Origin of the sequence: Sphingopyxis sp. Geo25, from assembly GCF_949769135.1 — a bacterium.
In the GTDB taxonomy this organism is placed as follows: Bacteria; Pseudomonadota; Alphaproteobacteria; order Sphingomonadales; family Sphingomonadaceae; genus Sphingopyxis.
Map to the genome: position 1 here is coordinate 1,033,888 of NZ_CATKOZ010000001.1, position 17,604 is coordinate 1,051,491.

Here is a 17,604-nt window from a genome sequence, read left to right on the forward strand (position 1 = left end):
ATGGCGCCGACGGACAGCATTTCGAAGGAACAGCGATATCCCATGGCGATCCTCGATCCCGAAGGCCAGCCGGCAATATCGGCGTCCGACCCCGACTGGTCCCGCGAGCGCAAGGCGGCGGGCGCATGGGATCCGCCCCGGGCGCTGCTGGCCAGCATCCGGCGCTATCAGGACGCACGGGGTATCCTGGCGCCCTTCGCGCGCAAGCTGGCGGTCCTGCGGCATCGCTTCTGGTCGGCCGTGACCGGCGCGGACATCCCGATCAACAGCCGGATCGGTGGTGGTCTGTTGATCCCCCATCCCAACGGCATCGTCCTCCACCCCGGCGCCGAGATCGGGTGCAATTGCCTGATCTTTCAGCAAGTGACCATAGGGGCGAACGACCGGGGTATTCCCACGATCGGCGGCCATGTCGACATCGGCGCGGGCGCGAAGATCATCGGGCCGGTCACGATCGGCGACCATGCGCGCGTCGGGGCGAATGCGGTGGTGCTGAAGGATGTCCCCGCCTATGGCGTCGTGGTCGGAAATCCGGGTCGGCTCGTGCCCGAAAACTGAGCAAGCTTGCGCGCGGCGACGGATCGCGGCGGCGCGGCTCTACTTATATTCGATGATCTTCGATCGCTTGCCGGCGATCGGTTTCGTCAAGAATTGAAAAGCGCCCGCCAACTCGGCAAATTTCTCGTACACCGTCAGCAGCGCGATCCGGATCGCATATCGGCTCTTCCCCCTCTCGCGCCTCCATATCCTGAAGAATTGAAGGAGGTACAGCGAAAGGGGTGCCGCCAACCACAACAACGACCTGTTGGCGAAGAACAGGGAGAAGGCGGCGAACACGATGAACAGGGGGAGGGCCAAGCCCCAGAAAGAAAATCTGAGCACCTCTCTCTTCCAGCTCGGCAGGCTTTCTTTGCCGTTTCGCGCGACATGTTCGGCGTAGGCATAGCCCGTCCTCCGCATCCGGCGTCGCCATTGCCAGAATTCGAATATCGCGGCATCGTGAAGGCCCATTTCTGCGTCGACGCTCAGCACAGACCAGCCGGCCTTCCTGATCTTCAGGCAAAGGTCGGATTCTTCTCCGGCGATCAGCGTTTCGTCAAAGCCGCCCGCCGGTCGGATCGCGGCAACCCGGTGCATCGCGATGCCGCCGCAGCTTTCGGCCTCGCCGACGGGTGCGTTCCACGATCTGTCGCACAGGTAATTGTACAGGCTGCCTTCGGGGTTCACTTCGCGGAGGCTTCCGAAGACGACCCCTGCCGTGGGATGCGCCTCCAGCGCGGCGACGCCCTTTTCAAGCCAGTGATCATCGATCAGGCAGTCGCCGTCGACGGTCTGGATGAACTCAAGATCGGGGTGCCGTTCCAACAGGTGACAGATACCGGCGTTGCGTCCGCGTGCAGCCGTGAACGGCTTGTCTGACGTCAGCGAAAACGCGTCGATTCCCCGTCCCCGCGCGAACTCCACGCTGCCGTCTTGCGATCCGGAATCGACATATACGGTGGTGGGCCCGTTAGGCAGCTTCGCCAGACAGGCCTTGAGGCGTTCGCCCTCGTTGCGTCCGATCACCACGATTCCGAGTTTGTGTCGCGACGTCATTCAGCTAGTATCCACAGAGAGGGGCTCAGAAATCTTCTTGTCATGCGCTCACTCGATTGGCGATGATTGCTTTGGACTTTCTGCGTTTCGATACGTCCGCGGGCGATATTCCGGATCGGTCAACTATCCTCCGCCCAGCGGGGCAATTGACCAAAGGCCGAGCCAATTCTGGCGATCGAGGCCCTGCGATGCCGTGCCGCGGGCCAGATGCCCTCCTGGATGATGCCCCGCGTCTCCCCCGCAGTTGCGTTGGCACGCGCCGTTCGTGACAGCAACATGCGCGGGCCCCCGATCAGCGCGAAGCCGGACAGCCAGGCAAGGTTCGCGAGACAGGCGTAGGCGGCTCCACCGCTGCGCGTGAAGTATCGGTTGCGCGATGCGAACCAATAGGCCGGTTTCGGCTTTCGCACCTGTTTCCCGTCGACGCCGGTCGATGCGCCGCCGATATGGCGGACGCGGCTTTGTGGTTCGCACCATATCTGCCAGCCGCCGCGGGTCAGGCGTCGCATCAGTTCGACTTCCTCGAAATAGAGAAAGAAGCCGTCGTCGAACAGGCCGGTTGCGGCGAGCGCATCGCGGCGCAGCATTACGCTGGCGCCGGTTACCCAGCCCACCGGACCTGCCACGTCCGGGGCAAGAACGATCGGCGGAATGCCCAGCAGCCGATGTAGAGCAAAGGTTTGCGATCCGCGCACGAACTCGCGGCCCGGGGAGGGGAAGCGAAAGGCCGAGGCGGCGGGGGCGCCGTCGGACTCGATAAGCTGACTGCCCACGGCCGCGACCCGGCGATGCGTGTCCAGCACCTCCGTGAGCGATGCGACGGCGCCAGGCGTGACCTCGGCGTCGGGATTGAGGAGGTAGATATAGTCGGGAAGGTCGGTGCCGCGGCTGAGGATCGCCTGATTGTTCGCCCAACCGAACCCGCCGTTGAAATCGAGCGGAAGCAGGTCGGTCCATCCGTCGAACCCGGTACGCGCCAGAAAGCCGGCCAGCCGCTCCGCCGATCCGTCGCCAGAATTGCCATCGACCAAGATGGCCGAGAGACCGGCGTCACCCGAACGTTCGCTGGCGAGCGCTGCAAGGCATTTTTCGGCCAGTTCGGGGGTGCGGTAATTGACGATGATGGTCAGGATCTTGGTCAAGGCCGCTGTTCCGTTCCCGCGTCGGTTCGTTCGGTCCTGACCCAACCGACGCTCTTGCCGCGCACGAAACCGAGATAGACCGGCAGCTTCCATACCATGTACAGCGGCAACTGGAGCATCGCGCGGGCGCTGAGCCAACGCCGCCCCTCGACCGCCCAATTGAGCAGGATAGCGGCGGCTGCCAGCAGGATCGCGACAGCCAGCGCGACGAAGGTCGACCAATCTCCGCCGAGCCACGCCAGAACGCCGGTTGCCGCGAGCGCTGTGAGCGATACGAGTAGGAGCAACGTCAGGGGTGGGACGAGAAGGTGAAGGCCGAGGTGGAGCAGCTTTCGATTCCGCGACAGGATGCCGTCGTGGATCGCGCTGAAAGCGAATGTCCGGGCGGTTTGGAGGAAGCCGTGCTCCCAGCGCGTGCGCTGGCTCAGCGTCGCCCTCTCATCGGCGGCCGCGCTCCGGACCGAGGCACCGTCCAGATAGATTGGCGCCTGCCGGTTCCGCGTCAGATGGATACCAATCGCCAAATCCTCGACGATGTCCGAGGTTGCCAGCGGAAGCGTCTTGAGCAGGGCCCAAGGATAGGCCGTTCCGGTCCCGGTCACCAGGGCCGCGCCACCCAAACGCATCCCGCCGCGCTGGCGGACGACGCTTTTGATCCAGAATGCGAAACTGGACATCTGGACCTTTGCGGGGGCGTCGCTCGCTTCCCGAAGGATATTGCGGCTTTGGACGGTCACGCGCCGCGCGACACAGGTCCGCGTGAGCGTCGACAGCGATGCCGCATCGGTTTCGCAATCGGCGTCGAGGACGACGACGCATTCGAGCGTGCGCTCGTCGCGAGAGGCGAGCAGATGGTCGCGTCCGAACGCCAGTGCGAAGCCCTTGCCCCGGTTCTCCGGGTCATGGCGCTCGACCACCGCATGACCCCGCGACTGAATGATTTTCGCCGTGTCGTCGGTGCAATTGTCAGCGACGACTAGCAGGCGAATATGTTGCCTGAGGGCTGGTTGCAGCCGGTCGAGAGTCGATCCGATCGTCGCGGCTTCATTGTGCGCGGGCATCAATATGACGGTTTCCGGCTGCCCCGGTGGTGGCGGTGCTTCGCGAAGCCGCCCGAGGCCGAGCAGCGTTTCAAGAACAAAAATCGAAAGGGCGATCAGAGGGGGGAGGGCGAGGAGCCAGGCCAGCAGCGCGATCATGTCATCGGCCGATGTCGTGATAGCGCTGGAACAGGCGATGGAGTTCGCGGCCATTCCGGCTCGCATCGTGCCGGTCGCGCACTCTTTCCCTTCCGACACTGCCCAGCGCGGCGAGCTCGGCAGGCGAGGCGTCTAGCGCCGCGCGCATCGCATCGGTCAGCGCGTCGACGGATCCCGCGGGAATAAGCCAGCCGCACCCATGGTCGACGAGTTCGGGGGTGCCGGCAATTGCGGTGACAACGACAGGGCGTTCGAGTGCCAGCGCCTCCATGATCACGACCGGAAGCCCTTCGGCAAAGCTGGGCAAGACCATAGCGCGCGCCTCGGACAGATGCGCGACCACCTCGTCGGCGCTCGCCCATCCAGTGATCCGAACTATCGCTTTGAGGCCGTGGCGATCGACGATCCGTTCGATCTCGTGCCGCATTTCGCCATCGCCGATCAGGACGAGTTCGAAATGCCTGCCTTCGTCCCTGAGGCGTTGCGCGGCCTCGATCAGCAGCGGTATCCCTTTTTGCGCGCTCAATCGCGCGACGGCGCACAGGCGCGGCGTGCCAGGCACAGGCGAGGGGGCGTCGTCATCGAGGAACATTTCGTCTACGCCGCACCGGACCACCTCGATCTTGCTCCAGTCGTCGAACGCGCTCCAGCGCATCAACTGGCTGCGCCCGAAGCTGCTGATCGCCACGCAAAATCGGGCGTCGGCGATCTTCCCGGCGAGGTCGAGCGGGCCGGCGAGGTCGAATTCGTCGGGGCCGTGGACCGTGAAACTGTAGGGGATGCTACTCCATTTGCTGGCGATCCGGGCCACCATCGCGGGATTTGTCCCGAAATGGGCGTGCAGGTGATCGACCTTCAACGCCCGCATCCGCGCGGCCAGTTCGGCGGCTTCGGCCAAATAGGCGACGCGCCTTATAATCGGCGCGACCTTCCATTCCACGCGCGCAAAGGCTGTCCGCGTCGCCACGATGCCGCGGCCCGGATATCGGAGGAATCGCCCCGCCAACCGCAGCAGGAGTCGCAGGCCGCCGGGGTCCAGGAGCGTCTCGGTTCGCATGACTTCCGCCTGGTCGCGCGGGTCGGGCAAGGCGGCGAGGTCCGCGGGGCGGACCGAGAAGCGAAACACCTCTGCGCCTGCGGCCTCGACTGCTGCGATCTCGCGGCGAATGAAGCTGTGGCTTGTCGCCGGATAGCGATTTACCAGATACGCAATTCTCAAGCTTGGCCCCCCGAACGCTTGCGTTGTTTCCCGCCTAGGCTGTTCGAACAGCTTTGCAAGCCGCGCCCTTGTATAGTGACGATCTTTTTCGTTGGCGAGTTGGTATGGCGGAGACTAAGCATGAGCGGCCGATCCAAAGGGCTAATATGACCAGACGCAATATTTTTTCGCCGGGCGAACGTGCCGATATCAGGATGATCGACCGGCGAGGCGCCCTGATTGGCCTAGGGCTGGCTACGGCCGCTGCCATCTCCTCCCTCAACATGCCGAGAGCCTTGGCCGCGCCCATCCCCAAAGAGCGGTTCCGCAAGATGATCCCTGGGGCGGCGGGCAGGTGGCGGTCGCGGACGAGCAGCGAACTGGTAACCGCTGCCCCCGACCCGTTTTCCGACAAGCTCTATCAGAATCTCGAAACCCGTATCTACGAAGGCGACGGGTTGCCCACAATCATGGTGCTGCTGGCGTACAACCATATCCAGCAGAATGACGTTCAGGTCCATCGGCCCGAGGTTTGCTATCCGGCGGCGGGTTTCCCGATCGTTTCTTCCAAGGCTGTGTCGCTCGATTTCGACGGTCGCCGCATCGCCGCGCGAAAGCTGATCGCCGATCGCGGCGGCCCGAAGGAGGAGATTCTGTACTGGGTCCGCGTAGGTAGGGATTTTCCCGTCGGGTGGGCCGAACAGAGAATCTCGATGGCGCTGGCGAATGTTGGGGGCGTTTCTCCCGACGGGCTGCTTTTCCGCGTCTCGACGATAGAGGGGGCATCCGGCTATTCGCCCGACGCGCTCGAGGAATTCCTGCAGGCTTTTGCTCGAGCCTGTTCCAGCGAGTTCCGGGACAATGTCTTGTTTTGAACGCCGCGTCGGCGGCTCAATAACCGGCGCGGTGTGGGCCGATGAAGATTGATCGTCGGTCGTTGATGCTCGCTTCCGCGGCCGGCGCGGGCGTCTTCACGGCCGGTCTCGGCGGACTGTGGGCCGCGACGCGTGAGGAACCGATTCCCATCCCGCGCGGCGACAGCTTTCCCAAATTGCCCATCGGCATGAATCTGGCCGGAATCGCGGACTGGGAGCCGGGCTTTCCCTTCCGGAACCTGTTTTTGGGGGCGAGGCCCTGGTACACGAAAAATCTGAGCCCCGCCGGGCCCGATAACACCGATGTTGCCGCGTCATTCCAATATGATGAGGATGGGTATCCCTTAGAGGTGCCGATCCGGGTGGCCGGGCTCGACGATCTGCAGACGATTGCAACCCTAGTTCCTAACTGCCGACCACCTGGCATTTATGTCCTGCTCTATGACGGCGAAGGTGAAATCGAGGGAACGGCTTATACGCAGATCATCTCAAGCAAGCCGGGCCGCGTGAAATTCCGTATGCGGAACGAGCCTGGAAAATATGAAGGGGTCCGTATCAACCGTTCGAAGCTCGGCAATCACATCCGAAATATCCGGCTGGTTGCGGAAGCAGACGAGAATGCGGACCTGAAGCGCGATCCGTTCCTGCCCGAATTCCTCGATTTCTGCCGTCCGTTCCATTGCCTGCGGTTCATGGATTGGGCGGGCACGAACAACTCGATCGAAGAACATTGGCGCAACCGGAAACGGCCGACATTCTATACGATGGTGGCCATGCCGGGCGATCCCGACGCGCGTTTCGGTCCTGCGCCGACACCGTTCCAGATGAAGTTTTCGGGCGGCGTCGCGATAGAATTGATGGTCCAGCTATGCAACACGCTTCAAATCGATCCGTGGTTTTGCATCCCGCACCGTGCGACCGACGACTATATCGCACAGTTTGCGAAGCTGGTGCATGATACGCTTGACCCCAAGCTGAAAGTCTATCTCGAATATTCGAACGAGGTCTGGAACTGGAGCTTTCTGCAGGCCGGCTGGATGCTGAATTCGCCGCTGGCGGGCGCCTTGGTCGAAGCGAAGGGCGGGAATCCCTGGAAGGATGAAGCGAAGACCGAGGGGAAGGATCACCCGGAGCGGATCGGGGCGCTGTTCAGGCGGACTTTCGCCATATGGGAGCGCGAATGGGCGGGAGCCGATGCGAAGCGTCTGGTGCGGGTCGGCGCGGTCCAGGCGGCCTGGTTCGACGCGTCGCAACGCACGATCCGGTGGTGCCTCGAAAACGGCGGCGTCGATACGGTGTCGCCGGCTGCCTATGTCGGGCCTCGCGACGCGGCCTATGAGAAATGGGCGAGCTTTGGCGCGGCGCTGACAGCCGATATTGTGATCGACGATGTCGCGGCGACGCTGGCGGAGCTGCGCGCCGGCGACAGCCTGTCCCGGACGATCGATTTCGCGAAGCGCAATGGACTTGCCTACATCGCTTATGAGGGAGGGCAGCATATCCAGCCCAAGGGGCAGGCGGAGTTGCCCTATGGTCCGGCGCTGGCGGCGGCGCAGTCGCATCCGCGCATGTATGATCTCTATGTCGAACTCATGCGGGTGCACCGCGACCTTGGTTGCAGCCTGCTCGCCCATTTCAGCAGTGTGGGGCGGCAAGGGACCCGGTGGGGAAGCTGGGGCGCCAAGGCGAGCTATGACACGCCGAACGAAAACAGCCCCAAAATGCGCGCGCTGCTGGACTGCAACGTCGCGCGGCCGCATATGCCGGCCGCTGAATAACCGCGCGGGGGGCGTTCGATTCCGAATCTGTTTGCCTATTTGGTCCTCGGCTTCTGGCCGTGCGTGGCGATCCTGCTGTTTGCGACGCTCCCCGCACACCGGGCGCTCATCTGGTCGGTTCTCGGCGCTTATCTGCTGCTCCCCGTCAAGACCTCGTTCGAGTTTTCGGGTGTGCCGCCGCTCGACAAGACCAGCATTTCCAACCTCTCGATCCTGATCGGCTGCGCCCTGTTCGCACGCGAAAGATGGCTCGGTGCCTTCAGGCATCCTGCGATCGTCGGGCTTGCCGTGCTGTTCATCTTCTCGCCGTTCGCGACGTCGGTCTTCAATCCCGAATCCTTCCTCTACGGCGAACGCTTCATTCCGCCGATGACCCTTTACGACGCTGCGTCGCAGGCGGCTTTGAACATCATCACGCTTATCCCGTTTGTGGCTGCCTATGGCTTGTTGAACACTGACGAGCGCCGCCGCCAGTTCCTCCTTGCGCTGGTGCTCGCGGCGCTGGCCTATTCGGTGCTGATGCTGATCGAAGTCCGGCTCAGTCCGCAGTTGCACCGGCTGATCTACGGCTTTTTTCCGCACAGCTTCGGGCAACAGATGCGCGGAGGCGGCTTTCGCCCCGTGGTGTTCCTGGGCCACGGCCTGCTAGTCGCAATCTTCTGTGCCATGGCGGTGGCGGCGGCGGCCGCGCGGTGGAAGGATATGACCGGAACGCGCCGTACCCAGTCGGGACTGTTCGCAGCCTATCTGGCTCTGGTGCTGGTGCTGTGCAAATCGCTGGGGGCGTTCGTGCTCGCCGCGGTGATGGTCCCGGCGATCGCGTTCCTGCGCGCCCGGCGGCTTGCCCTGCTGAGCGCAGCGCTATGCGGCATGGTGTTGCTCTACCCAGCGGTGCGCGCCGCCGGCCTGATCCCCACGGCGACGATATCCGAAATGACCAACGCCTTCAGCACTGATCGCGGAGATTCGCTCGGCGTGCGGCTGATAAACGAGGATGAACTGCTTCAGAAAGCCGCGCAAAAGCCGATGTTCGGCTGGGGAAGCTGGGGCCGGAATCGCATCTACGACCCCGAAACGGGGAAGGACAACAGCATCACCGACGGAAGCTGGATTATTGCGTTCGGCACGTGGGGATGGGCGGGGTATTTGTCGATGTTCGGCCTGCTGTCGATCGGAGCCGTCAGCCTCTTGTGGCGGCGCAAGGCGCTCAAGGTCATTTCGGTTCCATCGGCGGCCCTCTGCGCGTTGCTCGCCATCAATCTGCTGGACAGCGTTCCCAATTCCTCGATCGTGCCACTGACGTGGTTGATCGCCGGCGCCGTGTTCGCCATCGGCGGCCCGCCCAGCAGCAGGAGACCTCGCCGGGCTCTCGACCCCCATCCCGCTACAGTAGAGGGAAACTGATCCGATGCGCGTGACATTCGTGGTGGCGGCGCTCGACATGGGGGGCGGGATTCGCGTGATCGCCCAATATGCCGAGGGGCTGAGGCTGCGGGGGCATGATGTCACGATCGTGGTTCCGGCGCCGCGGCCCTATGGCCGGTTGCAAAGGGTTCGGAGCAGCCTTCCGTTCCTTAAGCCGCGCCATGTGACGAGCCATTTTGACGGAACGGGCGTCACGGTGAAAGTGCTGGATCGATGTCGTCCGGTTCGGGCGTCGGATGTTCCCCCCGCCGACGTCATCATCGCGACGTGGTGGGAAACTGCCGAGTGGATTGCCGATTTTCCCGAGGATCGGGGTAGGAAATTCCATTTCGTTCAGGGTTATGAGATTTGGAACGGCGACAAGGATAGGGTCGATGCTGCGTTGAAATTGCCTACGCAGAAAATCACCATATCCAGGTGGCTTGAAGCGATATTGGTAGATCAACTCGGCCTCGATGCGCCAGCGTTCGTGCCTAACGGAGTCGATCGGACGCTGTTTTTCGCGGGTGAGCGCGAAATGCCCGATGGTCCCACTGTCGGTTTTGTTTACGCTCCCAACCCCATGAAAGGCAGCGACATTGCGATTGAGGCGATTTCGCTGGCGCGAGAAAAGAGACCGGCGCTGCGTTGCATAGCGTTTGGTCACGCCGAAGCTCAGGAAGCGATGCCTCTTCCCTCATTTGTCGAATATCATGTTTCGCCACGGCAGGATCAGCTGGGCGCATTATATGGCCTCTGCTCGGCTTGGCTCTTCCCCAGCCGCGAAGAGGGGTTCGGTCTTCCCATATTGGAGGCGATGGCGAGTGGGACGCCGGTTATCGCCGTGCCCTCGGGGGCAGCCCCGGAACTGCTCGCCCAAGGGGGGGGCACATTGTTGCGTTCGGCAGATTCACGAGAGATGTCCGAAATAATTCTGGAATATTGCGACATGCCCAAGGCTAAGTGGGATGTGCTGTCGAGGGAAGCTATTGCTGCTTCGGTTCGATATTCCCCAGCGAGTTCGATTGATCGGTTCGCCCAAATCATTGAAGGTCCGCATTTGCAGACCGGAACCCCGCCTGATGGCGTTTAGCCTGAAAGATAAAAAGAGTTTCGGCCCGCTGGTGGCGGTTCATTTGAACAGGTCGAGGGTCATGAATATGTCTTCATATGGAACCTCAAATCCCGTGCCTCTTTTGTTTCCGACCACCATTCCGAAATCGAAACCCATGACTCTGGACCAATCGAGATGCGCGGTGAATACACGTTCGGGAGGTTGTATAACCAAGATCCCGCTGTGACTTTCCTTAAGCGCATACAGCGCGTGGGAAAATTGACTTCCTTCGACCCCAATAATGATCCGGGCGTCCATTATTTCTTCCAGAAATTGATACGTAGACTTTTGTTCCGGGAAAACAATTTTTACGCCCCTCTTGCTCAATTCTTTGATGACCTCCTCTTCATTTAGAAATGGCCGTGCGGATGCCGAGGAACCTCTCGCGATATAAACGATACGTCCGCTATCGCTCGCTTTGACTTTGGTTCTGATTCTTTTTCGGAGAATATCAAAACGGCGGGCTTTGTGACTGTTCTGGCCAATGTCATGGCAGTAGTACATTTCGTCGATGAAGGCGCTGGTCGTGGTGGTCGAGTGCGGTAGCCTAAAAGCGTCGGCGTATGCTCGCGCATCTGCCCAATCCGGCTGGGGTGAATTAATTCTTCTATCGAATAATTCTTCCAAAATCAGCGCGGTGGCGCAGTCGTCTCTTAACCAATGGCCAAAATATCTGGATCCCTGGAAGGAGTTAGTCAGAGCCGCTGATGAAATATGGTCCTTTACCGAAAGCTGCCATTCGCTTTTAGGCCATCCGAATATTTCAAAACTCTCCCGATTTATTATCCAGCTATTGGCTATAACGACGTCGGAAAATTTATATATAGTCGACGGCTTTGTTAGCCTCGGCGCGCCTTTCAGGCACGATATCTCTTCTTCGACAGGTACATCGAAGGCGGCCCCTATTATCCTTTCATACTGCCCATCAATGACTTTTGCCGGCGGTCCGCTGATCCATTCAGGTTCACAAAGATCCTCTCGGTCAACGGCCCACCTAAAAAAATCATTTTTAAATCCGATTTTTGATTTCAATCTAACATATGCTTGGCGCAATATCGATTTTGATGAATGGAGCATTTTACAAATATATTTCCAACTTTTAATGTAAACATCGTTTACTTGAATAGTATGTATGGGAATGCCGAAAATATAAAAAATATGCCCATGGAAAGGATATCAGTTTTAATATCTAAGATTTTTAAACGGAATGAGGCGATCCATGTAATCGCCACGTACAGCAGGTTTCCACAAGCGATCCCATATAGCATCCCTATAATTCCGTGGACGTGGAACCCCGCTGCGACCGCCGTTACGCGGATAATTGCCAGCGAGGCGATGATCAGAAAATAGGTCGACGCCTGCCCCATCGCCAAAATGGCGCCATTGTAGCCGGACGCGATCGCCGCGATCGCATTGCCCACGCACAGCGCGACGAGATAATCCGCCGCCGAATGATAGCGTGGGTCATACAATAGACTGATAGCCGGCTGTGCGGCCAATATTGCCCCGACGAAAAGCGTCAGGGATATCCCGAGGGTGCGCATTCGTAAGGCGTGCAGGACGGCGTAGGCACGATCGGGAGCCGTTCGATAGGTTTCGGCGAGGGCTGGAAGTCCAATCGATGCGGACAGCCTCATCGCTAGGTCGTTTGGAATTCCTGCAATCGTGTAGGCAATCGTCAGAACGCCGAATTCCGCCGGAGAAATCAGACCCCCTTGAACGGCCCTGAGTCCTTCCCCGCCCAAATAGGTGGCGAGGGTCGACAGAAATACCCAGCGGCCGAAATGGAAGAGGGATTTCGTCGACGAGGGCTGTAACAGGAGACGATGGGAGTGTTCACGAAAAACGAGATGGCTCATCGCGACAGTCGCGATAGTGCTTATCACATTCGCGAAAGCGAGAGACCAAACCGACCTGTAGACATATGATAGAAGCACCAGCAGAAAGATGGACAGAACCTGAGATACTATTTGAATAATCGTGACGCTGCGAAAATTTAGTCTTCGTTCGGCCGTGGCCAAAGAAATGGAACTGAACCCGGATATCGCCGCCGTGGTGCTTAGCAGGGCAAGAAGTGGAAACAGAATGGGCTGCCCGTAAATCAGCGATATGGGATAGGCGATGAGGGCGCCCACGACGCACAGGATCAGGCCCCGGATAACTTGGATAGTCCAAGCCGTATTCAGGAAATCGGGATCATCGCCGCGAGGGTCTCGAATAATTGCTGGCTTTATGCCGACATCGGAGAACATGGCAAGCCCGACCAGGAACACGGTCGCCAGCGCCATCAGGCCAAAGGCTTCGGGAAACAGCAGGCGCGTCAGGATCAGGTTGGACCCGAACTGCAGAGCCTTCTGCACCGCAAATCCGGCACCGATCCACGCGCCCGAATTCATCGCCCGGCCGCGGAGTGAGGTGGTGTCGCCTTGACCAAGGAAGATCGACTTCAGCGAAGTCAGCTGGTGCTTTAGGTCCACAATCGGCTGGCCCAATCCGGTTTGACTGCATGAAATGTCGTCACCCGCGACGCGGTAGCATTCGCGCGCATCTTGTCGAGCAAAAAGCTCCGTTTACGCGAAGGCAAATCGCACAGCTTTCGCCCCATTCTGAACCGCTTCGGTGCGGTTCGCGCTGAATCGGCGTCTCGCCCCGCATGCCCATCATCATCCGGCTTGCGAAAGGATCGGATGTTTTGCTAGTCGCGTGCATCAGGGAGAGATCGGTGACCGCCATCGTGGCGGAGGGCCTGCTTGCCCGATGCAAAGGCGAAAGTCGACATTGCACGCTTCGGGTAACCCTGTGGTAAAACAATCCGCGCTCGCATGGGCGGAGCGTTACTGGCCGGCCCTTCTGGGACTGGCCCTGGTGTCGTTTCCGACATGGCGGTTCATCGCCACGCAAAGCTGGTCGACCGAGCAGGGCTCGCACGGCCCGCTGGTTCTGGCATCGGGGATATGGCTGTTTGTCAGGATGCTGCCGGAAACGCGTCCGGTGCAGCACAAACCCGCCGCGTGGAAGGCGTTCGGCGCCATATTCGTGACCGCGCTCTCGCTCGTGCTGTTCCGTATCGCGGCGGTGATCGAGTTGGAGGTCTATGCGCTCTATGCGCTCATCGGGGCGTTGCTCTATGCATTTGTCGGCGCCGCGGCGTTGCAGCGGCTGTGGTTTCCGCTGCTGTACCTGTTGTTCGCGGTGCCGCTTCCCGACAGCCTCGTTGCCGCGCTGACCAATCCGCTGAAGATATGGATCAGCCAGAGCGCGGTCTCGCTGCTGTATTTCCTCGGCTATCCGATTGCCAGTGCCGGCGTCACGATCCAGATCGGGCAATATCAGTTGCTGGTCGCGGCCGCCTGTGCGGGATTGAATTCGCTCATCACGCTGTCGGCCCTGACGCTCTTCTACGTCTATATGAGCCACCGGGCGAACTGGCGCTACATGGCGGTGCTGGTCGCAGCGGCGATCCCGGTCGCGGTCTTTTCGAACCTGATGCGCGTGTTGCTGCTCATCCTCATCACCTATTATTGGGGGGAGGCCGCGGCGCAGGGGTTCCTGCACAATTTTGCGGGGCTCACGACCTTCGCGATCTCGCTGGTGACGATCTATGTGCTCGACAAGCTGCTGCAGCGGGTCTGGCGCTTCGCGGCCGGGAAACCCGCCGGCGATTAGTTCGCGTTGCTGTCGGACGGCGCGAAGGGTTTGAGGATGTAATGGATATAGGCGAGGATGCCGACGATCAGCACGACCGACCCGACCATATATCCCTCATTGCCCAGATAGTTGGCGATCGCGCATCCGATGGCCGGCGGGGCGTAATGATAGATTTTGTCGCGCGGCTCCTCTTCGGAGGAGCGCTGGAGAAAGAGTACCGCCAGGCCGACGAATATGGCAACCGTGATCCAATCGTAGACAGTTTCCAATTCGGTTTCCCCATTGTATTGCGGTCGCGTAAATCGCTATGCAGCCAGCAGCTTAGGCATCTTGCCTGTTGCACTGCTCGAAACTTTTGGGGGCGTAAGTGAAAACCGCTATAACTGCAAGGCTCGCCTATATTTGCGCCGCCGCCATCGTCCTCCACGGATGCGACAAGGAACCGACGGGGCAGGTGGTCGCCGTCGTCAATGGCGAGGAGATCACGCAGCAGGAGCTCAACGCCGAAATCGCGGAACTTCCGAACCCCCCGGCGGGCGACAAGAAGGCGGTGCAGCGGCAGATGCTGCAGCAGATCATCAACCGCCGGCTGATGGCGCAGGTCGCCAAGGAAGACGGGCTCGACCGCGATCCCCTGTACATCATTCGCGAACGCCGCCTGAAGGAAGAGCTGCTCGTCAGCATGTACGGCAAGAAGACCGCCGACACCGTCCGGGTGCCGGAAGCGGCCGCGGTAAAGAAATTCATCGCCGACAATCCCGGCCGGTTCGGCCAGCGCACCGCCTATATGGTCGACCAGATCAGCTTCGATATGCCGAGCGACCAGAAGATCCTGAAGGACCTGCAGGCAGCGCGGTCGCTCGCGGACGTCGAGGCGACGCTGAAGCAAAAGGCGATCACCTACCAAAAGGGCAAGAACAGCATCGATTCGGGCGTCGTTCCGGCGGCAGTGATGAAGCAGATCCTGGCGCTTCCGGACGGGGAGCCTTTCATTATCCCGACACAGGGCAAGGTCATCGTGAGCGTCATCGTCGGCCAGCAACCCGTTCCGGTCAGCGAGCAGGATGCGGGGCCGATGGCGGCGCAGGTCATGCGCGCCGAGAATCTGGGGGCGGTCCTCAAGAAGCGCGTCGACGAGGCGCGGGCCAAGGCGAACATCACCTATCAGGCGGGGCTCGAGCCGCCCGCGGCCAAGGCGCCTGCCAAGGCGCCGGCAAAGGCGGCCACTCCAGGATCGTAGCATTCGCGGGTGCCGTCCCGGCGCGGCGCAGTGGAACTGTGCCATGTCGAGACAGCTAATTTGTTGAAAAGCATCCGCTATGCTACCAATAGGTGACACGAATCGTATTGTGGGGGTTGCCGAAGCATGGAAGCAAGTGAGGGTAGCAAGCCGTCACGGTACAGGACGACGCGCATCGCGCTGATCCTGGGTGTCCTGCTGATCGGTTTTACGCGTCTTGAAGACCGTGCGATCCTTGGAATTCCGGGGCAGGGTGCCAGCGCGATGGCGGCGATGGCCATTCCACCCTCGGAAGAGGTGGATGACGGCAGCTACGCCGATGAACCCGATGCGGCGGTGCCGATCGCGAAGGCCACGCGCCTGCCGCGCAACAGGGTGCGCCGTGCCCTGCGCGATCGCGACTTCGCCACCATTGCGCGCCGCGACGGTCCGGTCATCGCGGCGCCGTCCGACGGCGCGGCGGCGGTCCCGGACCCGACCGGTACGGCTGCCACCGAGGCGTTTGCCGCTGCCCCCGCTGCCGGGCCTCCGGTGCTTGCACTGGCGGCGCCGGCGCTCGGTCCCATCGCGAACAATGTGTTTTCGGCGAGCACACCGCCCCCGGGTACGACGAGCAGTTCGTCGGGGGGCAGCAGCGGCGGGGGAACGAGCAGCGGCGGGACGACGACCAGCAGCGGCGGGACGACCAGCAGTAGTGGTGGTACGACCAGCAGCGGCGGCGATCCGAACCAGCCGCCGGCGGTTCCCGAACCGGCGACCTGGCTATCGCTCATCCTCGGCCTGTTCGGGGTCGGAATGACGATGCGCCTTCGTCGCCGCGCTGGTTTCCAGCCAGCCGCAAACGCCTGAGGCTTCGCGCTCCGTTCATGTCGACGCGCTCCACGCCCCTTCGCAAACTGGCTATTCGCGTATGGATCGCGCTGTGCGGTCTCTATTTCCTGTGGGAAGGAGCCACATATCGCGGCTGCTTTGCGCGGCTTGCCGAATGGCAGATCGGTCATTTCGGCGCTTATGCGCCGTTGCTTACCTTCTTGTTCCTGTTCCTTCTGGCCGTCTTCCCGGCGTGGCTCATCCTGCGCATTCTCCGCAAACGCGACCCGGAGCCGGAGGTGGAGCCGCCGCTCGAGGTCCAGATCAAGCGGGCCAAGACGCTCCGCGTGATATTCTACAGCTTTGCGGTTGTCGCCCTCGGCGTCATTCTCGGCTTTATCGCCTATATCCTGTTCGCCCTGCCGGGCACCGACGGCCGGCGGCAGACGATTGCCGCGAGCGACGCGGGTTCGGTGGCGATCATCGAAGGTCCGGCGAGGCTGGTCGGCGGTGAGCTCGGCACCATCGTCTTCTTCGGACAGGATTGGTATATCGCCGACGACCGGATGGCCTTTTCGCCGTACCGGCCCGCCGGAAAAGGCGCCGCGACCTTCTTCGTGCAGCTTGAAGCAAAGAGCAGGAAGCGGCTTGCCGAGACGACCCAACGCCCGTCCTGGTCGGGAATCCTGGTCGAAGGTGGATTGCCCGGCCCGATCCGCGTCCTGTTCAACGCACTCGGCGTGGGTATCAGCGATCCCTATTACACCCTCTATCGCGACGAATATTCGCTCAAGGTGCGATATTGGCTGCAGGTGATCCAGTGGACGATCCTGTCGGTATTCCTCCTGCTGTTCGGCGTACTGCAGTCGCGGCGCGTGAAACGCCTCGAAGAGGAAGCCAAAGAGGCCAAAGAAACGGTCGGCTGACCGGGCCGGTCGCACCGGAGGCAAATTCCGGTTAATGCACCGTTAGCCACACGGGGAAACCGAAGGTCAAATTGCCGCGCCTAAAGCGGCCGAATGCGGGCCTCTGCCATCTTTCTTGCCGGAGCATTGACGTCGATGGTTACGTCGCCGCTGGTCGTGTCCGAACCGGGACAGGGGCCTGCGACCGCATTTTCGGCTGGAGGCGCGGCGGGCGGTCCGGCCGAAGGCGGAACGCGGTCGGGCGCAATGCGGTCGGACAACGGCCTATTCTATATCGATGGAAAGCTGGCGGCGGGGTCAATCCGGTTTCTTGTCGATACCGGCGCAAGCCATGTCGTCCTGAGCCACGCCGATGCCCGCAAGCTCGGCGGCTATGTCGTCACGGGCGATACGCAGGCGGTGCTGACTGCGGCGGGGCCCGTGGCGGTCGACTGGATCGTCATCCGCGAGATCGAATTCGACGGCCACCCGATCCGCAATCTGAAGGCGGCCGTCCCGCGGCGCGATGTCGGCGTATCGCTGCTGGGGCAAAATGCCCTCGCGCAGTTCGACAGCATCCACATCGACGGTGACAGACTGACGCTGGCGCGCTGAACCCCCGCCCATCAAAAGGGTGACGAAAGCGGCCGGAAACTGTGGCGCGAAACCCGGGCTCCCTATATTCAGGCTTCCTA

General features: G+C 61.3%; 17 protein-coding genes. 10 read left to right on the forward strand and 7 right to left on the reverse strand.

The genetic code is table 11. The features are described 5' to 3' along the window. Entirely contained in the window at window positions 1-558 is a 558-nt protein-coding gene (locus QOL68_RS05160) for a serine O-acetyltransferase (RefSeq protein ID WP_231729330.1), read from the forward strand. Window positions 559-597: 39 nt separating this feature from the next. On the opposite strand, the gene QOL68_RS05165 is transcribed toward QOL68_RS05160, so the two are convergent. The 4 genes from QOL68_RS05165 to QOL68_RS05180 all read right to left on the reverse strand — a co-directional run bounded on the left by QOL68_RS05165 (window position 598) and on the right by QOL68_RS05180 (window position 5,156). Next, the gene (locus QOL68_RS05165) at window positions 598-1,596 is read right to left on the reverse strand and encodes a glycosyltransferase family 2 protein (protein WP_282947546.1); all 999 of its coding nucleotides are present in this window, start codon (window positions 1,594-1,596) and stop codon (window positions 598-600) included. A 119-nt stretch (window positions 1,597-1,715) separates the two neighbouring features. After that, entirely contained in the window at window positions 1,716-2,738 is a 1,023-nt protein-coding gene (locus tag QOL68_RS05170) for a glycosyltransferase family 2 protein (protein WP_282947548.1), read from the reverse strand. Further along, window positions 2,735-3,991: a glycosyltransferase family 2 protein gene (locus QOL68_RS05175; protein WP_282947550.1), complete on the reverse strand. Its 1,257-nt coding sequence runs from the start codon at window positions 3,989-3,991 to the stop codon at window positions 2,735-2,737. The genes QOL68_RS05170 and QOL68_RS05175 overlap by 4 nt, the downstream gene beginning before the upstream one ends. Beyond that, window positions 3,939-5,156 carry a glycosyltransferase gene (locus tag QOL68_RS05180; RefSeq protein ID WP_282947552.1) on the reverse strand — a complete coding sequence of 406 codons (1,218 nt, stop codon included), beginning with the start codon at window positions 5,154-5,156 and terminating at the stop codon, window positions 3,939-3,941. The genes QOL68_RS05175 and QOL68_RS05180 overlap by 53 nt, the downstream gene beginning before the upstream one ends. A gap of 146 nt (window positions 5,157-5,302) precedes the next feature. Here QOL68_RS05180 and QOL68_RS05185 point away from each other — a divergent pair, with 146 nt between their 5' ends. From QOL68_RS05185 to QOL68_RS05200, 4 genes are all read left to right on the forward strand, one after another. Continuing rightward, a complete protein-coding gene (locus QOL68_RS05185; protein WP_282947554.1) occupies window positions 5,303-6,010 on the forward strand; it encodes an exosortase C-terminal domain/associated protein EpsI in 708 nt (235 codons plus the stop codon). Between the two features lie 65 nt (window positions 6,011-6,075). Continuing rightward, complete coding sequence (locus QOL68_RS05190) at window positions 6,076-7,788, forward strand: hypothetical protein (RefSeq protein ID WP_282947556.1); 1,713 nt, start codon at window positions 6,076-6,078, stop codon at window positions 7,786-7,788. A 63-nt stretch (window positions 7,789-7,851) separates the two neighbouring features. Further along, window positions 7,852-9,192: a hypothetical protein gene (locus tag QOL68_RS05195; protein WP_282947558.1), complete on the forward strand. Its 1,341-nt coding sequence runs from the start codon at window positions 7,852-7,854 to the stop codon at window positions 9,190-9,192. A 4-nt stretch (window positions 9,193-9,196) separates the two neighbouring features. After that, window positions 9,197-10,285: a glycosyltransferase family 4 protein gene (locus QOL68_RS05200; protein ID WP_282947560.1), complete on the forward strand. Its 1,089-nt coding sequence runs from the start codon at window positions 9,197-9,199 to the stop codon at window positions 10,283-10,285. Between the two features lie 39 nt (window positions 10,286-10,324). On the opposite strand, the gene QOL68_RS05205 is transcribed toward QOL68_RS05200, so the two are convergent. Both QOL68_RS05205 and QOL68_RS05210 read right to left on the reverse strand, forming a co-directional pair. After that, entirely contained in the window at window positions 10,325-11,338 is a 1,014-nt protein-coding gene (locus QOL68_RS05205) for a glycosyltransferase 61 family protein (RefSeq protein ID WP_282947562.1), read from the reverse strand. Window positions 11,339-11,421: 83 nt separating this feature from the next. Continuing rightward, the gene (locus tag QOL68_RS05210) at window positions 11,422-12,798 is read right to left on the reverse strand and encodes an oligosaccharide flippase family protein (RefSeq protein WP_282947564.1); all 1,377 of its coding nucleotides are present in this window, start codon (window positions 12,796-12,798) and stop codon (window positions 11,422-11,424) included. 265 nt (window positions 12,799-13,063) lie between these two features. On the opposite strand from QOL68_RS05210, the gene xrtV reads away from it, so the two are divergent. Beyond that, on the forward strand, window positions 13,064-13,972 hold the full coding sequence (xrtV, locus tag QOL68_RS05215) for an exosortase V (protein ID WP_282947566.1): 909 nt from the start codon (window positions 13,064-13,066) through the stop codon (window positions 13,970-13,972). Here the strand turns inward: xrtV and QOL68_RS05220 are convergent. After that, the gene (locus QOL68_RS05220) at window positions 13,969-14,223 is read right to left on the reverse strand and encodes an XrtV sorting system accessory protein (RefSeq protein ID WP_058453909.1); all 255 of its coding nucleotides are present in this window, start codon (window positions 14,221-14,223) and stop codon (window positions 13,969-13,971) included. The genes xrtV and QOL68_RS05220 overlap by 4 nt on opposite strands. 98 nt (window positions 14,224-14,321) lie before the next feature. On the opposite strand from QOL68_RS05220, the gene QOL68_RS05225 reads away from it, so the two are divergent. From QOL68_RS05225 to QOL68_RS05240, 4 genes are all read left to right on the forward strand, one after another. Then, window positions 14,322-15,194 carry an EpsD family peptidyl-prolyl cis-trans isomerase gene (locus tag QOL68_RS05225; RefSeq protein ID WP_204994107.1) on the forward strand — a complete coding sequence of 291 codons (873 nt, stop codon included), beginning with the start codon at window positions 14,322-14,324 and terminating at the stop codon, window positions 15,192-15,194. 126 nt (window positions 15,195-15,320) lie between these two features. After that, window positions 15,321-16,043: a PEP-CTERM sorting domain-containing protein gene (locus QOL68_RS05230; RefSeq protein WP_204994106.1), complete on the forward strand. Its 723-nt coding sequence runs from the start codon at window positions 15,321-15,323 to the stop codon at window positions 16,041-16,043. 17 nt (window positions 16,044-16,060) lie between these two features. Next, a complete protein-coding gene (locus tag QOL68_RS05235; RefSeq protein ID WP_204994105.1) occupies window positions 16,061-16,930 on the forward strand; it encodes a hypothetical protein in 870 nt (289 codons plus the stop codon). A 135-nt stretch (window positions 16,931-17,065) separates the two neighbouring features. Further along, a complete protein-coding gene (locus tag QOL68_RS05240) occupies window positions 17,066-17,524 on the forward strand; it encodes a retropepsin-like aspartic protease family protein (protein WP_058453906.1) in 459 nt (152 codons plus the stop codon). Window positions 17,525-17,604 lie beyond the last annotated feature (80 nt).